17 protein-coding genes and 2 pseudogenes are annotated in these 16,196 nt (G+C 62.0%); 10 read left to right on the top strand and 9 right to left on the bottom strand.

The genetic code is table 11. From position 1 onward, the window contains the following. Window positions 1-52: 52 nt before the first annotated feature. From AC07Y9_RS23365 to AC07Y9_RS23355, 3 genes are read right to left on the bottom strand one after another with little or no spacing between them, the layout of a single operon-like run. Entirely contained in the window at window positions 53-859 is an 807-nt protein-coding gene (locus AC07Y9_RS23365) for an aminoglycoside phosphotransferase family protein (RefSeq protein ID WP_102680842.1), read from the bottom strand. A gap of 15 nt (window positions 860-874) precedes the next feature. Further along, complete coding sequence (locus AC07Y9_RS23360) at window positions 875-1,234, bottom strand: ArsR/SmtB family transcription factor (protein WP_102680843.1); 360 nt, start codon at window positions 1,232-1,234, stop codon at window positions 875-877. After that, window positions 1,224-1,679: an SRPBCC family protein gene (locus AC07Y9_RS23355; protein WP_087091775.1), complete on the bottom strand. Its 456-nt coding sequence runs from the start codon at window positions 1,677-1,679 to the stop codon at window positions 1,224-1,226. Before AC07Y9_RS23355 ends, AC07Y9_RS23360 begins: the two co-directional genes overlap by 11 nt. A 192-nt stretch (window positions 1,680-1,871) precedes the next feature. Between AC07Y9_RS23355 and AC07Y9_RS23350 the strand changes: the two genes are divergently transcribed. Beyond that, window positions 1,872-2,273: a lysozyme inhibitor LprI family protein gene (locus AC07Y9_RS23350; RefSeq protein WP_087091777.1), complete on the top strand. Its 402-nt coding sequence runs from the start codon at window positions 1,872-1,874 to the stop codon at window positions 2,271-2,273. Window positions 2,274-2,360: 87 nt separating this feature from the next. Here the strand turns inward: AC07Y9_RS23350 and peaD are convergent, their stop codons facing one another. The 4 genes from peaD to peaA all read right to left on the bottom strand — a co-directional run bounded on the left by peaD (window position 2,361) and on the right by peaA (window position 6,928). After that, on the bottom strand, window positions 2,361-3,485 hold the full coding sequence (peaD, locus tag AC07Y9_RS23345) for a quinohemoprotein amine dehydrogenase subunit beta (protein WP_102680844.1): 1,125 nt from the start codon (window positions 3,483-3,485) through the stop codon (window positions 2,361-2,363). Window positions 3,486-3,508: 23 nt separating this feature from the next. Then, window positions 3,509-3,832, bottom strand: coding sequence for a quinohemoprotein amine dehydrogenase subunit gamma (gene qhpC, locus AC07Y9_RS23340; protein ID WP_007921889.1), 324 nt, complete (start codon window positions 3,830-3,832; stop codon window positions 3,509-3,511). Between the two features lies 1 nt (window position 3,833). Continuing rightward, on the bottom strand, window positions 3,834-5,267 hold the full coding sequence (gene peaB / locus AC07Y9_RS23335; protein WP_102680845.1) for a quinohemoprotein amine dehydrogenase maturation protein: 1,434 nt from the start codon (window positions 5,265-5,267) through the stop codon (window positions 3,834-3,836). 80 nt (window positions 5,268-5,347) lie between these two features. After that, complete coding sequence (gene peaA / locus AC07Y9_RS23330; protein WP_102680863.1) at window positions 5,348-6,928, bottom strand: quinohemoprotein amine dehydrogenase subunit alpha; 1,581 nt, start codon at window positions 6,926-6,928, stop codon at window positions 5,348-5,350. A 414-nt stretch (window positions 6,929-7,342) separates the two neighbouring features. On the opposite strand from peaA, the gene AC07Y9_RS23325 reads away from it, so the two are divergent. The 8 genes and pseudogenes from AC07Y9_RS23325 to AC07Y9_RS23290 form a co-directional block, all read left to right on the top strand. Then, a complete protein-coding gene (locus AC07Y9_RS23325) occupies window positions 7,343-8,506 on the top strand; it encodes a polymorphic toxin type 44 domain-containing protein (RefSeq protein WP_102680846.1) in 1,164 nt (387 codons plus the stop codon). Further along, on the top strand, window positions 8,487-8,897 hold the full coding sequence (locus AC07Y9_RS23320) for a hypothetical protein (RefSeq protein WP_102680847.1): 411 nt from the start codon (window positions 8,487-8,489) through the stop codon (window positions 8,895-8,897). Before AC07Y9_RS23325 ends, AC07Y9_RS23320 begins: the two co-directional genes overlap by 20 nt. Window positions 8,898-9,000: 103 nt before the next feature. Next, the gene (locus tag AC07Y9_RS23315) at window positions 9,001-9,444 is read left to right on the top strand and encodes a hypothetical protein (protein ID WP_146021801.1); all 444 of its coding nucleotides are present in this window, start codon (window positions 9,001-9,003) and stop codon (window positions 9,442-9,444) included. A gap of 77 nt (window positions 9,445-9,521) precedes the next feature. After that, window positions 9,522-9,827, top strand: a complete 306-nt coding sequence (locus AC07Y9_RS23310; protein WP_146021802.1) for a hypothetical protein — start codon at window positions 9,522-9,524, stop codon at window positions 9,825-9,827. Between the two features lie 147 nt (window positions 9,828-9,974). After that, window positions 9,975-10,640 (top strand): HAD family hydrolase, encoded by a 666-nt coding sequence (locus AC07Y9_RS23305; RefSeq protein ID WP_102680849.1) that lies wholly within the window; start codon window positions 9,975-9,977, stop codon window positions 10,638-10,640. A 128-nt stretch (window positions 10,641-10,768) separates the two neighbouring features. Then, window positions 10,769-11,173 (top strand): DUF1090 family protein, encoded by a 405-nt coding sequence (locus AC07Y9_RS23300; protein ID WP_102680850.1) that lies wholly within the window; start codon window positions 10,769-10,771, stop codon window positions 11,171-11,173. 235 nt (window positions 11,174-11,408) lie between these two features. Then, window positions 11,409-11,675, top strand: a pseudogene (locus AC07Y9_RS23295) (PAS domain-containing protein); the annotation flags it as partial. Between the two features lie 354 nt (window positions 11,676-12,029). Next, window positions 12,030-12,974: pseudogene (locus tag AC07Y9_RS23290) on the top strand (methyl-accepting chemotaxis protein); the annotation flags it as partial. A 240-nt stretch (window positions 12,975-13,214) separates the two neighbouring features. On the opposite strand, the gene AC07Y9_RS23285 reads toward AC07Y9_RS23290, so the two are convergent. Together AC07Y9_RS23285 and AC07Y9_RS23280 are read right to left on the bottom strand one after the other, a co-directional pair. Beyond that, complete coding sequence (locus AC07Y9_RS23285) at window positions 13,215-13,658, bottom strand: hemerythrin domain-containing protein (protein ID WP_009044849.1); 444 nt, start codon at window positions 13,656-13,658, stop codon at window positions 13,215-13,217. 210 nt (window positions 13,659-13,868) lie between these two features. Continuing rightward, window positions 13,869-14,258, bottom strand: coding sequence for an MliC family protein (locus tag AC07Y9_RS23280; protein ID WP_102680852.1), 390 nt, complete (start codon window positions 14,256-14,258; stop codon window positions 13,869-13,871). Between the two features lie 230 nt (window positions 14,259-14,488). Between AC07Y9_RS23280 and AC07Y9_RS23275 the strand changes: the two genes are divergently transcribed. After that, window positions 14,489-15,979: an aldehyde dehydrogenase family protein gene (locus tag AC07Y9_RS23275; protein WP_102680853.1), complete on the top strand. Its 1,491-nt coding sequence runs from the start codon at window positions 14,489-14,491 to the stop codon at window positions 15,977-15,979. Window positions 15,980-16,196 lie beyond the last annotated feature (217 nt).

Raw genomic sequence — 16,196 nt, 5'->3', positions numbered from 1 at the left:
ATAGCAGCCAGCGCATGTAAGCCTTTCGCCATAGATCGACCTGCCAAAACCCCTAGGCCGCGCCTTCCAGAGCGTGGATGGCCAATTCCGCCACTTGCAGTTGGTGTTCCGCGCTGGGTACGTCGCCGTCCTCCAGGAACCAGGCGGCGGACAGCCCGGTATAGGCCAGCACCCATTGCAGCAGGCGCTTGCGCTCCAGCCCGGCGGCCTGGGCGATGACCTCGACCTGGCGGGTGAAGCGCCGCGGATCGCTGCTGGTCGCCAGGTCCGGGTTGCAGATCAGGTTGGCAAAATCGAAACCGCGCTCGCCCATGACCCGCTTGGGATCGATCACCAGCCAGCCGCGTTCCTCGAAATCCAGCACATTGTCGTGATGGATATCGCCGTGCAGCACCACCTTTTCCCGAGGGGTAGCCAGCAGTTCATCGGCCGTGGCCAGGCAGCGCAGGAAAACCCCACCCTCGCGCCGGGCGGCCGGGCGCAGGGCCTTGAACCATTCCTGCAGGCTCAACAGCGGCGGCAAGGGCGTCGCGCGTGGCGCATGCAGGCGTGCCAGGCTGGCGCAGACGATCCGGCTGACCTCGTCGTCTTCGCCGGCCAGGGCCATCTGCATCAGCGAACGCCGGCCCATGGCCCGCTCCATCAACAAACCATCGCCATGGTGCGCGTAGACTCGGGCGGCGCCCTCGCCGGCCCACCAGACCATCAGGCGGTTACCGTATTTTTCCTCGTCGTCGAGGGCGATCTTCAGCATCGCCGGCGCATCGTCCAGGCGCACCGGCAACAAGTGGCTGCCAGGGGTGACGATGGGCGCACCATCGACCTGCAGGTTCCAGCGTTTCAGGTAAAACTCGAACATCCGTGACTCTTTCCGTTATGACTCGACAAAGGCCTGCAATTGACCCAGGGCATGATCCCATTGCTGGCTGATCACCTCCAGCGAGCGCCGAGCCTCGGCCAGCCGGCCCGGTTCGAAGGCCCACAGGCGCTCGCGCCCCAGCTTGGCGTCGCGCACCAGCCCGGCCTGCGCCAGCACCTGCAAATGCTTGGTCACCGCCTGGCGGCTGATGTCGGTGCCGAGGGTCAACTGGCTGATCGACAGGGCGCCACCTCCACACAGAATGGCGACGAGCCGCAGGCGGGTCTCGTCGCCCAGTGCCGCGAAGATCATGGCCGAGCCGTCCAGCGATGCCGCCACTGGCAGCAGGGATGTGGAAGGGGTATCAGGGGCCAAGGTAGGTCTCGATATTGTTCATCTGCTCGTCCCAGCCGCGGCTGTTCATGCGAAACGCCTTGAGCCGCCGTTCGGGTGGAATGCCATCGAACCCCGACTCGACCACCCGCAGCAAGGTGCCGCCATCCAGGTCTTCGAGCTCGAATTGCACCAGGGTACTGGGCTCGGCGCAATAGTCGACTCCAGGCTCCACCGCGTACGGGTGCCAGCTGAAGGCGAACAGGTGTTCGGGCTCCAGCCGCTCCACCAGCACATCCCAGACCAGGTGTTCATACCCGGGATAGGTAATCTGCCCCCGGGTCCGTTGCCCGACGACAAAACGCTGGCCCGCGAGCGCCACGCCGAACCAGCTGCCGAACGCCTCGGCATTCGCCAGCGCGGCCCAGACACGAGAACGGGTTGCCTTGAGCAGGATCTTTCTTTCGATGCGATCTGATGAGTTCATGGGTCACCTCCAGTGATCACACCCTAGCTCGCCCTGGCAGAAGAGCAACCTTTAAGTTGCGTTTTTTCGCAAAGACGGACACGCGGTCGTCGTCAGAGCTAGGATGCAGGCCAAAGAGCTGTCGCCAGCCTGAACCGGGCGGCCGGCAAAACGTCCTTGATGCCCCCTTGATCGTCCATCGCGAGAATCAGCATGAACCCACGTATTTTCCTGGCCCTGGCGCCGCTGCTGCTCACCCCGCTGGCCCAGGCCGCCGACTGTGCCAATGCCAGCACCCAGGCCGCCATGAACCAGTGCGCCGCCGAGCAGCACCAGGTGGCGGACAAGGAACTGAATACGCTTTACCAGCGCATCACCCAGCGCCTGAAGGACAACCCGGACGGCAAGAAACTGCTGGTCGGCGCCCAGCGCGCCTGGGTGGCTTTTCGGGATGCGGAGTGCGGGTTCGCCGCCTCCGGGGTCGCCGGTGGCAGCGTCTATCCGTTGATCTACAGCAACTGCACCACCGACCTGACCAAGGCCCGGGTCGAGGCGTTCAAGACCTATCTCAAGTGCCAGGAAGGCGACCTCGGCTGCCCGGTGCCGGGGAATTAAATCGGCGGCGATCTTTAGATTTTTCGCGAGCAAGCTCGCTCCTACAGGGCGTCGCTGTTCCTGTAGGAGCGAGCTTGCTCGCGATGGCTAGCGCTCGAACACCTGGGCCGTGGTGATCGCCATGTCCCCGCCCGGCAGCTTGATGCTGCCGATCTGCTTCAGGCTGTCGGCATCGAAGATCGCCACGTCGTTGAAGGTCCCGGCCAGGTAGATCTTGCTGCCCGCCTTGTTGAACGAAATGCAGTAGTAGGAATGGTCCAGGGTGGCGGCCTGGAGCAGTTTTTTCTGCCGGATGTCGTACTTGGCCAGGCGGTTGAGCACGCCGAACATCAGGTTCGGGTCCTTCGGCGAGCGCATGCCACTGAAGTAGATTTCCGTCAGCGGACCGAAGTCGGTGGTTTCGCTCTTGCCGGTTTTCAAGTCGATGCTGAACAGGCCGTACAGGTACTCGGCGCTGGCCGGGTCCTGTTTCTGGTCCTTGAACTTGGCGGCGGTGTAGAGCAGCGAGAAATCATGGCGCCAGGTCTGCTGGTTCCACACGTAGAGCACGTCCGGCGCGCTGTAGTTCGGGCGTTTCCAATGGCGGCTGGGGATCAGCACGTCGAACTTGCCGGTCTTGACGTCGACCTTGTACACATCCGCCCCGGCCACATACAGCGAGCCGTCGTCACCGCTCTGCATGATGGTCAGCTGCCGCGGCGCCGGGAAGCTGCGCACCGGCTTGGCCTTGAGCCCGGCGTCGGTGGCATACACATCCAGCCGCGGCTGCTTGACCTCATAACGGTCGTTGAGCATCAGCGTCGGGTTGGCCACGGTGTACAGCTCCTTGCCGTCGTGGCTGACGGTGAAGGCGAACATCGAGCGCGCCTTCTCCCCCGGCTGCTGGGTGATGCTGGCGTGGAACACCTGCTTGCAGCTGTCCAGCTCGACGCCATAGACATCGGCGTAGTGGTTGTTCAGCACGTAGGCGACCTTGCGGTCCGGCGCCAGTTGCACGGTGCCGGGGCCGAAGGCGTCGGGCATCTTGCAGGTCTTGTACAGCGTGTCGCTGGCCAGGTCGATCACGTGCAGGTTGTTCGGATAGTTGGTGGTGACCATGTATTCATGGCCGGCGTTGAGGGCCTTGTCACTGTTGTCATCGGCCAGGACGCTGAGGGAACAGCCCCCCAGGACGGCGGAAGCGGCCAGGCCGCAGGCATTGATCAAGCGCATGCTGGAATCCTTCTACTGACCGATTACTTGTCTTTAGGGAACACGGTGCCGAGGTTGCGCCAGTTCTCGTTGGAGGCCTGGGCGTCCTTGTTCCAGTCGGGGTAGGTGCTCATCATGTCCGGCACCTGGGCCGGCCACCAGCAAGGGTCGGAGCAACCGTAGAGGTCGGCCTCCATCGGCTGGCACAAGGACGACACGCCACCGAAGGCATCGATTTCCCAGCCCGGGTCGGTGGTCGAGGCACAACCGGCCACCGAACTCATGGCGACCACCTCTTCGATACGGTTCTCGTCGGCGGCCTGTTCCAGCTTCTGGGCTTTGTTATTGATCGGCTTGAGATGTTTCATGTCAGTGGGCCTTGCGCGGAGTGATGTAACTGCTGATGAACGCAGGGTTGCGGGCCATGATCCGGCTGTAGACCTCGATGCCGAAATCCACCCAGTCACGCATCAGTTCGCAATAGTGATAGGTCGGGTGCGCCGGGTCGCCGTAGCGGGCGTAGCTCTCGTGGTAGCAGCCGCCGGAACACAGGTTGCGGATGCGGCAGCTGTCGCAGCCGGTGTTGCTGCGGTCCAGGCGCTGGGACAGGAAGTCGTTGAGCTCCATCTGCTTCACCCCGCCCTCGCGCACGTTGCCGAAGGTCGGCAGCGATGAGCCGGTAAAGCGGTGGCACAGGTTCAGCTCGCCCTTGTGGTCCACCGCCAGCATCTTCAGCCCGGCGCCACAGGGCAGCGCCTTCTTGTGGCCTTCGTGGATATCGGTGATCAGCTGGTGCAGGTTGGAGAAACCGATATTGCGATGCTCCAGGGCCGCCTCCAGGTAGCGCCGGCCCAGGCGCTTCATGCTGGCGAAGACTTCGATCAGTTCTTCGCCTGTGAGGTTGAAGCTGCTGATGTCGCCCGAGGTCACCGGGGCAAACCCGACTTCGGCGAAACCCAGTTCGTTGAACAGGTGATCCCAGATGGTTTCCACATCGGTGACCCCGGTGGTCAGGGTCACCCGCGCGCCGACCGGGCGGCTGTCGTAGCGCGCCAGCAGCATCTGCGCCTTGCGCCGCACCACGTCATAGGTGCCCTGCCCGCCCACGGTGATGCGGTTGCGGTCGTGCACGGTCTTCGGCCCGTCGATGCTCACCGACAAGCCAAAGCAGTGGGCATTCAGGTAGTCCACCGTTTCCTCGGTGAGCAGCGTGGCATTGGTGGTCATGACGAACTCGACGAACTTGCCCGCCTCGCGAAAACGCTTCTCGCAATAGTCGACCATGTACTCGATCAGCTTGCGGTTGCTCAGCGGCTCGCCACCAAAAAACACCACGGTGAAACGCTCCTCGTCGGGGGATTCCTTGAGCAGCATTTCCACCGAGGCGATGGCCGTCTCGACGTCCATCTTCTTGCCCGCCGAGGGCTTGTCCAGGTCTTCCTTGTAGCAGTAGGTGCAGCTCAGGTTGCAGCCGGTGTTGACGTTGAGCACCACGGTGTTGATCGCCGTGCGCTCGACCCGCTTGACGGTCCATTCCTCAGTCAATGGCGAGCCGTCGCTGACCAGTTCCAGGGCGATCAGCTCGCGCAGGGTCTCGTTGATTTCCTCGCCGTCGTACTGGCTGGCCAGCCGCTGGATCAGATCGCTGGAAGAACAGCCCGGCCCGCGCAGGGCATCGATGATGCTGCCGGTCAAGGCATCGCTGGCGAACAGCGAACTGCTGGGGATATGGAACAGCATGCGGTCGGCATCGACCTGCACTTCGTGCAGGTTGCGTTCGACCAGATTCAAGATAGCGCCCATTGCAAACCTCCTGTGCCGGCCCCCTTTTGGCGGGGGCCCGCGGTCATTCCGAAAGGGTGTCTCAAGTCACGGACCGCGCCTTAGGGGATGGGTGGATTGTTCCAGCGTTGCACGGTGACGATCAGGTGGCCTGCGCCGGTCAGGGATTTCCCTGCGTCGTCGACGGCGGCGATCACCTTGAGGTTGCCGGCGTTGTTGGTGGACATCTTGCGCTGCGGGTTCGGCCCGGCATCGCCCGGAATGAATACACCGCTGTCGGCCTGCATGGTGCCGGCGAACTTGACGTCCTCGTCTTCCTTGGCGCGCTCGTCGAAGGCTTCGACCTTCCACTGCGCCGGGAACACGCCGATGCGGTACGGCTTGCCATCGGCGCCCTTGCCCCAGGCTTCGGCATCGAAACGGCCCTGGACTTTCGGCGTCGAACCGCCACCCTCGCCAATCCGCGCCACCGAGAACTCCGGCACCACCTTGACTTCGGAGATGCTGCTGTAGACCGACAGCGTCGGGCCTTTCAGCGTGCCGACGGTGACGTTGCGCAGGCCCGGTTGGGCATTGGCGGCCGCCTTGAGCCTGACCTTGATCCGCTCCGCGCTCTGCTCGATGACCTCAACCACTTCCACGCCTTTGCCAAAGCCCGGCTTGCCGGTGAGGCCGCTGCCGATCAGGGTGACTTCAGCTTCGGCGCCGGCCTTCAGATAACCCGGCTGCACCGCCAGCAAACGGCTGCTGCCCTGCTTGGCGGCGACGAAGTCCAGGCCGCGCTCGTCGTGCTCGGCCTCGAACATCCGGCCCTGCAATGCATTGCCTTTGGCAGCGAACACCTGGCGCATGCTCACGCCGTCGATGCTGACATTACCGCGCCATTCGTAGCCGCTGTAGAGGATCGCGCTGCCCTCGCCGTTGAACGGGCTGCCGTCGGCGTACTGGCCCTTGATGCCGACCTTGAAGGTGTCGTTGCCATCGGCAGCGACGCTCATCACCCCGGCCAGTTCGCCCTTGCCCGGCAGATGGCCGCTGAAGCTCCAGTCGCCCACCAGGGTCTCGGCCTTGGGCGCGCTAGCCAGCCATTGGGCCCAGGCCGGGTTGTCCAGCGGATAACGCTTGGCCAGCAGCGGCACCATCTCCTTGCGCGCCAAGTCGAACCAGTCGCGGTCGCGGGACAGCGCCTGGTATTCCAGGGACGGCCATTGGCCGAGGTGGAAGTTCACCAGGCGTTCCCACTCCTGGGCCGGACGCCGTTGCAGGGCGACCCGCGCGCCGGAGTGGCAGCGGCCGCACATCTGGCTGGTTGGTTCGTCGAACTTCTCCACCGTGTTCAAGCGCCGCTCCAGGGCGTAGCGCACGCCGTCGGTTTCGCTCGGCGCCAGGCCCTGGGTGTCGGCCAGGTATTTGACCAGGGTGCGGCGATCGTCGTCGCTGATCTGCAGGCCATGCATGACCTGCATGCGGGCGATGCTCATCAACCAGCCTTCCGGGGTCTTGCGCTGGTGGCTGATGCGGCTCAGGCCGCCTCCCGTTTCCGGGGTATGGCAGCCCTGGCAGGTCTCCTTGAGGATGGCCTGGGCCTCGCGCGCCGCAAGGCTGGGAGGGGCATGCAGGGCGGCGCAGACCGCCAGCGCCAGCAGGCCGCTGGACGTGCCTGCTCGGAGTGTTCTCTTGATCAAGGTCGGACCTCCACGGAGCTTTTTATTAGCGAGCTTTATTATTGTTGTGCGTCGTTTTTATGGTTTCTGCCATGCCCGGTGGCGCCAGGCACGGAGGCAAGAGAAACGGCTGGGTTGAGCAATACACGGAGCGTGCCAGCTTACAAATGATGTTTTTTATCAAGGACTTGCTGAAACACCAGGACGCATCCCCCAGGCAACCGCCTACCAGCCGCGTTTAATTTCGCGACAACTGTTCCACTCTGAGACATACACGGCGATGAGGGAACCAATCAGCCATCGCAGCGATAGCGCCAGCACGTTTCAGAATCGTCCTAAAGCCTTGCCTTGGTGCGCCTGAATAAGCTCGCGAAGCTCTACAACGAGCCATAGCCCCACGGATCAGTCAACACACAAGGATGATGTCCCCCCATGCTTTCTTCCGCTCGCCTGGGCGACAAACATGTCTGCCCTCTTCCCGGTCACGGCACCACCCCGATTGCTTCCGCTTCCGGAGATATAAACATCAACTCCATGGGTGCGGCCCGAGTCGGCGACATGTGCGGCTGTGGTGCGGTCATTACCACAGGGTTTCCCTCAATCCTCCTAAATGGCCGCCCCATGGCCCACTTAGGAAGCCCTACCACTCACGGCGGGACAATCATCACGGGCAGCCCCAATACCTTCGGTGGCTTTGTCATGGGGCCTACTCCTGGGGCTGCCATCATCAACTTCGCAGCGCTCGGAGTGTTTCGCTCAGATGGCTCGGTAGACGATGAAAAGATGGCGACCTTGTTGGCTGATCCGAAGCTGACCGAGAAGGCCGCCGCTGCGAATGCTTTGGTTGATCCCAATGCGGCCTCTAAGGCATCTGAAGAGAAGCCTGAACCGAACGATGGGCCTGAAGGGTGTACTCACCCGAACATGATGGAGAAGCTGGCGAGCTACATCGCAGATGAGATGAATAGCAACATCCACCACTCTTCCGTCTTGAAGATGAAAGAGCTGCTCAGCTATGACGTTGCGGAAGAGACTCGCAAGCAAATGGGCCTGCCGTGGTATGCCCAAATCGGAAATACCAGCCCTCAAGCTATCGGCGCTTCAAACGTTGCGGCAGCTATGGCCCTTTGGACTGAACGAGTAGGCCAGGGTCGTGATTGGGACCACAAACCGAAGATTCATGCAAAATTTGGCAGGTATCGCCACAGGCAAGGCAAGTACGACTACTTCTACGATATTTGGTCGAACATTCACTACGGCTATGTGGGTATGGCTGGAGGACTCACTGAAGGCGTCCTTTTAGATGGTGCTGGGATCGAGCAGATTGTTTCAGATCAATTACGACGGTGGGGAGAACAGATATTCGTCGCCAAAGAAGACCAGAGGCTCAAAGGACCTCATGCCACAGAAGGCGTAGAAGGGATGCGCGCATGGGATGACGTCCCTGATCGAATTTCGATTAGTATCGGCATGAAACTCTACAACAAGTATCCAAATGGGGGCATCACGGCACATACAATCATGGCCGAAGTGCTTGCAGTCACACCGGAAGAATGGGGGGATGGCGCCAGTGTCCATGTATGCGAGAAATATTAAAACCCGATATGTTATTGGGGCACTCATTGTTTTCCCATTGTTGTTCTGGTACGTGGCGACCCCCGTCGTACGTGTCCATTACTCCAAAGAAGGTACAGACGAACTTCGGCTAATCTGGAACACGCAGCACAACATCCATAAAGAAGGAGTGCTTCCGGGGCAAGCCACATATGATACTGGGCATATTTTCCCCAATGAGAAGTTCTTCATGAACCTCGATTGGTGGAATGAAAATAGTCTGCGGAGATGCATAAACATCACGCCAAAATGGGGGAGCGCAATAGACATTTACCTTGATGGTAAAGGCCGCATCGACACAGCTAAAACCGGCCCTGACGTTATTGCTCGCTTAAAACGATGTGAGGGTGATGCTGATCCTTTCCGCCCTTAAAGTTCTCTACCAGCACCAATATGAGGTCATCCAACACAACCGCCAAGTAGAATGCAGACGACATCCCCAAGGCCTTTACAACTGGTGACGGAGCATCACGACAATGAAGTGGCCCAAGCGACGCCTCGAACTTCGCGATTTCGGCATGGCCCTGTACCTGCTCAGCCTTGCACTACCAGCGGTGTATCAAGAAGATGATAACTGGCTGTATGGGACACTCACCCAAGACACTTTACCTGGATGGCTTGCATTCATATCGGGGTTACTGTCAATGGTCTACGGTTACTCTGCGTGGTTAGCAAACCCCTTATTCATCGCTGCTTACCGGACTCGGAACGTCAAGCGAAGTTTCATCTATGCAGCACTCGCATTACTGGCGGGACTATCGGTGCAATTACAGCTCGTTACTTGGTACGACGAAAACGGCAGATTCACTGTTACTGGTTATACCTACGGTTACTACGTCTGGTTGCTTTCCTTCTCTTGGATGGCCGGATTGGCTATAACTAATTGGAGAAAAGGTGTCCGTGTCCACATATGTAAATAAGCTGAGTAAAGGACGCATCGACATTGCTAAAACTGGCCCTGACGTTATTGCTCGCTTGAAACAATGTGAGGTTTTTTTTGAAGGACTCGGATAAGGAGCCAGCCAAGGAGGCGCTGAGAGCCATAACGGGCATACGCGACTGGTATAAGAACCTGCGCTACCGCTACTCTGTACTGGATGAGAACAGCGATTTAAATTCTCATGAGTTCTATCTGGCCGCACAGCACGCTTGCCGTACATGGGCCGTGGTGGTTGACCAATCAATCTGCTACTACGGCAAATCCAGCTTTAGCGTAACCGCTGAGCCCTACGATCCGAAAACCTACGTGGATTACGCCAAGGCGCTCCAGGCCGCCACCAAGAGCTGTCCTGTTCCACAATAAAGGCATCAGTCTGTCGATTGTGATCTACCAGTCAAGGCTGCGCAGTGTCCGTTATGCAGGGCTTCAAACGATCTGCGTCTGCACCACGCAGCTGCTACGATGCCTGGCTTAACCGCTTCAGCCCCCGGCCCTGACAGGAATCGCGCCATGCTCAATGCCCTGCTTTTCGATCTCGACGGCACCCTGACCGACACCGACCAATTGCACCTGCTGGCGTTGCAGCAGTTGTTGCTGGAGGAAGAGGGCCGGGTGTTCACCCAGGAAGAGTTCGCGGCCCATGTCAGCGGCCAGGCCAATGCCAATATGTGCCGCTACCTGTTTCCGCAGCGCTCGGTGGCCGAGCACGAGGCTTTCGCCGACCGCAAGGAAGTGCGCTTTCGCCAGCTGTCGCCACGACTGACGCCGATGCCGGGCCTGCTGCGCCTGTTGGATTTCGCCCGGGAACGCGGCATCGGCGTCTGCGTGGTGACCAATGCGCCACGGGCCAATGCCGAGCACATGCTCGACGTGCTGGGGCTGGGCGATCGCTTCGACAGCGTGCTGGTGGCCGAGGAATTGCCGCGGGCCAAGCCCGACCCGCTGCCCTATCTCACCGGCCTGGAATGCCTGGGCGCCAGCGCCGAGGCTGGGATAGCCTTCGAGGACTCGATCCCCGGCCTGACCGCCGCGGTCGGGGCCGGGGTCTTCACCGTCGGCCTGGCCACCAGCCAGAGCCCCGAGGTGTTGCTGGCCGCTGGCGCGCATCTGGTGGTCGAGGATTTCAACGACCCGCGATTGTGGGCGGTGATCGAGCGGATGCTCGGCTCGCGCTGAAGCTGCGCCCAACGGTCTGATAGGAAAACTCAGAAATAACCCAAGGCTTTTTCAGTTGTGTCTGATGGTCCGGCGCGCGTTGGCTCTTGAAGATAGCGCCCCGCACGCCTGTCGTATCAAGGACCTTCATGAACGCCCTCACCTCCCTCTCCCTGCTGGCCCTGCTGGGCCTTGCAGCCAGCACAGGCCACGCCCAGGAAGACCCCGAGCCGGCCCCGCCGGAAGCCACCAGCAGTTGCCTGACCCGGGGCGAAGCCATCAAGAGCAGCCTGGAAAAACTCCTGCCCGATCCTGAGCAGCGCCAACTGGCCGGCCTGCAACGGGCGCTGGAACCGCTCAGCGACTATTGCGACGGCCTGCACTTCGAGCACAACCCGCCCCTGCGCCAGGCCGAATACCAGGTGATATTGCGCCAGATGGAACTCGACGCCGCGCAGCGTTATGGCGACCCAAGCATCATCGACAAACGCAAGGCCCGGCTGACCCACGCCCTGCAAGTCCTGCAATACGCCCTTGGCGCCCACGGCAACTGAAGCGGTTTCTTGCCCGACAAGCTTCATCACCGGCTCGCTTCGGCGAGCCCGGGCCTGCTTCAGCGCCAGACTTTCCCAACAGATTCAACGACCTGTGAAATCCGTTCGGGAGTATTCAGAATTCCTCGTGAATGGGAATGCAACCAATTGTTATACAAGGAATTTTCTAATATTTAGCTAAGATTGTTCTGACTCGTGCCGATGGATTTTGTAGGACACAGGGAGCAATCTGGAAATGAGAAACAATCAGCCCGTTACACAACGTGAAGTGGCTTTAGGGTCAAACCAGAAACTCATCTCCACCACCGATGCCCATGGCGTCATCAGCTACTGCAACGATGCCTTCGTCGACATCAGCGGTTTCGACCGCGACGACCTGATCGGCGCTCCACAGAACATCGTCCGTCACCCCGATGTCCCCCCCGCGGTATTTGCCCATATGTGGGCGGCGCTGAAACAGGGCCAGCCGTGGATGGGCATCGTCAAGAATCGTTCGAGAAATGGCGACCATTACTGGGTCAACGCCTACGTCACGCCGATTTTCGAGGGCAGCCGGATCGTCGGCTACGAATCGGTCCGGGTCAAACCCAGCGCCAAACAGATCCGGCGCGCGCAAGGCCTCTACCAGCGTCTCAACCGCAAGCAGCCGGCCATCCCCCGCCGGCACCGCTGGCAACCGGCCCTGCTGGGCTGGGCGCCGTTCCTGGCCACGGGCCTGGCCGGTGGCCTGAGCGGCCTCTGGCTGGCGCAGCCTTTGGCGCTGGCGGTGGCCGCCGGGCTCTCCGTGCCCCTGGCGCTGCTGGCGATGCAGCGCCAGAACCATGCCGCCCGGCGCCTGCTGCAACTGGCCGACTCGTCCACCTGCGACCCGTTGATCGCGCAGATGTACAGCGACGCCCACGGCCCCCAGGCATGCCTGGAAACCGCCTTCGTCAGCCAGGATGCGCGGCTGCAAACCTGCCTCACCCGCCTGCAGGACAGCGCCGAACAGCTCAATGCCCTGGCCAGCCGCTCCGATACCCTTGCCAGCGACAGCTCCCGTGGCCTGGACCGCCAGCGGGTGGAAACCGAGCAGGTGTCCGCCGCGGTCAACCAGATGGCCGCCACCACCCAGGAAGTAGCCAGCCATGTGCAGCGCACCGCCGACGCCACGCAGGCCGCCAACCAGTTGACCGGCCGTGGGCGCGAAGTGGCCCGCGATACCCGTGAAGCCATCGAACGCCTGTCCCAGGTGGTCGGCGAAACCGGGCAGAACGTGGCGCAACTGGCCAGGGACAGCGACGAGATCGGCACCGTGGTCGATGTGATCAAAAGCATCGCCGACCAGACCAACCTGCTGGCGCTCAACGCGGCCATCGAAGCGGCCCGCGCCGGTGACATGGGCCGCGGTTTCGCGGTGGTGGCCGACGAGGTGCGCCAGCTGGCCCAGCGCACCGCGCAATCCACCCAGCAGATCCATGAGCTGATCACCCAGTTGCAGAGCTCCTCGCAAAACGCCGTGCAGAGCATGGAAAGCGGCCAGCGCCAGGCCGAGGAAGGCGTGGCCCGGGTACTGGAGGCGGACCAGGCGCTGCTGGGCATCAGCCAGGCGGTGGCCAACATCACCGAGATGACCACCCAGATCGCCGCCGCCACCGAAGAGCAAAGCGCCGTGGCCGAGGAGATCAGCCGCAATATCAGCACCATCGCCCAACTGGCCGACCAGACCTCGGAGCAGGCCCATCACTCGGCCGAACTGAGCAAGGAACTGACCCGGACCGCCACCACCCAGTACTCGCTGGTGGAACGTTTCAACCGCTAGGTTCGATGTGTGTGTACGGGTTTATCGCGAGCAAGCTCGCTCCTACAAGTAATGCGCAAACCCTGTAGGAGCGAGCTTGCTCGCGAAAAACGTCAACGATAACGCGTATTGCCCGGTTTAACGCGGTGTGCTGGAGCTCTTCGTCGGAACGCCGCCCGGAGACAAGCTCGCACTTACAAAAGGCCTTAACTGATCGGCATTACGCCAATGCGCGGGCTTTTTTATTCTTCGAGGGCCGTCTCAGTCGGCCGCCAGCTGCTGCCGGTATTCCTTCACATAACCGTTGGCCAACTGGTCCTTCTGCTTGTCGTCGAGGATCTTGCCGGCCATCTGGAAGAACTTCTGTTCTTCTTCCTCCAGGTGGTGATGCACCTTGTCCACCAGCTTCTTCGCCGTGGCCAGCCAGGCCGGGCTGGACATCTCGGTGTCGTCCAATGCCTCCATCAGCTCGTCCATCGCGTGGTGCTCGGCAATCGCGTGCCGGCTCAGGTCGACGCCGTTGTCGTGCTCCATCAACGGCAGGTAGAAGAAGCGTTCCTCCGCCGTCTCGTGGGCCTGTACTTCGGCCTTGAGCTGGGCGTAGGCCGCGCTGCGTTCGGGGCTGTCCCCCGAGGTGCGCATCAGTTCGGCAGCGTAGCCGCGCTGGCGTTCATGGCTCTCACGCAGGGCTTCGAATATGTTCACGGGCACATCTCCACGGCAGGCTTGTCTTGACTAGACACTGGCCGTTCGACGGCAGTTCAACCGCAGATAATGGCCGTCCCCCTCTGTAGGAGCAGCCGGTCGACGCTCGATTGCTCGCGATGACGGACTGGCGTTCGACGCGAAAACCAGAGGGTCCGTGCCGACCTCTCGCCAGCAAGCTGGCTCCTACAGGCGGATGGGGGCCAGGCGTTACTGCTCCTCGGTCTTCTGCTCCTTGCAGTCCTTGAGCAGTTGCTGTTCCTTGGCGGTGTGGTCGGCTTCCAGGAAGCTCAACAGGCCGCTGTCGCCCTGGGTGTGCCAGCGGTAGCTGTTCTGCTCGTCGTCGGCGACATACAGCGCGCCGGAGGCTGCGCGGGCGATATGCATCGGTATCAGCTGGCCCTTGTAATACAGGGTGGCGAACGAGGCGCCGTTATCGATGTTCAGGTACGCCGCCTGCACCTCTACCCCACCCTCGCAGCGGTAGCTGGCCAGGCTGCTTTGGTACGCCGGCAGTTCCGGCTCGGCCGGGGTCGTCGCGGCCTGGGCGAACAACGGCGCCAGCAGCAAGGTGGTTCCCAGAATCGTTGCAATCTTCAATGTACAGCTCCTTGTTCAGTGCACTTTATGACAGGCCCCTTTACGACGAAGCAGGCCCCCATAAGTTCAGGCCGGGGTGTCTCAAGGCATTCGCAATTTGCGACAGCTTGTATCTGCCGCCCTTCCGTAACCGCAAAGAAACCTTATTAAAATCATTTAGTTAAACACCAGTCAAAACTGGCACAGCGGTTGCGAAAGCCCTCGCCTCACGCATAACAAGAGGTTCTGTCATGGCTATTGCAACCCTGCTCCCCGCCACCACCGCCTTTATCCAGCGCGCCCCGCGCATGCTGATCGGCGCCGAATGGGTCGAGGCCGCCGACGGCCAGACCATGCCGCTGCACAACCCGGCCACCGGCGAACAACTGTGCGTGGTGCCGCGGGCCACGGTGGACGATGTCGACCGCGCGGTGCTGGCCGCGCGCCAGGCCTTCGACGATTCACCCTGGAGCCGCACCCGGCCGCGGGAACGGCAGAACCTGCTGTGGAAGCTCGCCGACCTGATGCAGCGCGACGCCGAGCTGCTGGCGCAACTGGAATGCCTGAACAACGGCAAGAGCGCCGCGGTGGCCCAGGTCATGGACGTGCAACTGGCCATCGACTTTTTGCGCTACATGGCCGGCTGGGCGACCAAGATCGAAGGCAGCAGCGTCGAGGTCTCCGTGCCGCTGATGCCCGACCGGCAGTTCCACAGTTTCATCCGCCGCGAGGCGGTGGGCGTGGTCGGCGCCATCGTCGCCTGGAACTTCCCGCTGCTGCTGGCCAGCTGGAAGCTCGGCCCGGCCCTGGCCACCGGCTGCACCGTGGTGCTCAAGCCGGCCGACGAAACCCCGCTGACCGCGCTGAAGCTCGCCGAACTGGTGCAGGAAGCCGGCTACCCCGACGGCGTGTTCAACGTGGTCACCGGCACCGGCATCACCGCGGGCTCGGCCCTGACCCACAACCCACGGGTGGACAAGCTGACCTTCACCGGCTCCACCGCGGTGGGCAAGGAAATCGGCAAGATCGCCATGGATTCCATGACCCGGGTCACCCTGGAACTGGGCGGCAAGTCGCCGACCATTGTCATGGCCGATGCCGACCTGGGCAGCGCCGCGGCCGGCGCCGCCAGCGCGATCTTCTTCAACCAGGGCCAGGTCTGCTGCGCCGGCTCCAGGCTGTATGTACAGCGCAAGCACTTCGACAATGTGGTGGCCGATATCGCCGGCATTGCCAACGCCATGAAACTCGGCAGCGGCCTGGACGCCAGCGTCGACATGGGCCCGCTGATCTCCGCCCGGCAGCAGGAGCGGGTCTGGCGCTATATCGAGATGGGCCGGGACAGCGGCGCCACTATCGCCTGCGGCGGCGAGCGGTTCGGCCCCGGTTATTTCGTCAAGCCGACGGTGATCGTCGACGTCGACCAGCAGCACTCGCTGGTGCAGGAAGAGATCTTCGGCCCGGTGCTGGTGGCCATTCCTTTCGACGACGAGGCCGATGCCCTGCGCCTGGCCAACGACAGCCCCTACGGCCTGGGCGCGAGCATCTGGTCCAACGACCTGGCGGCGGTGCACCGGATGATCCCGCGGATCAAGTCCGGCTCGGTCTGGGTCAACTGCCACAGCGCCCTCGACCCGGCGCTGCCGTTCGGTGGCTACAAGATGTCCGGCGTGGGCCGGGAAATGGGTTACGCGGCGATCGAGCATTACACCGAGCTGAAATCGGTGCTGATCAAGCTCTGACGACCCGCGATAGCCCATAGCGCAAGCGCTCCTCAACGGCGGCGCCGGGGTCTGCCCGGCGTCTCCCGACGACTGGTTTAGCGTCGCCGACCCGCTGCCCGGCCTGCGCCCCGAACGGCTGCTACGCTCAGCCCGAGCCGGCTCGACAGCTGCCCTGCAAGCCTGGCTCACCCACCTTCAACCCACACCTCATCACCACCGAAAACCCGAGGGAAGC

It is taken from the genome of Pseudomonas sp. GW456-L12 (genome assembly GCF_059424045.1).
The sequence above is the reverse complement of the archived record's forward strand: the minus strand, read 5'-3'. Positions and strand labels throughout refer to the sequence as shown.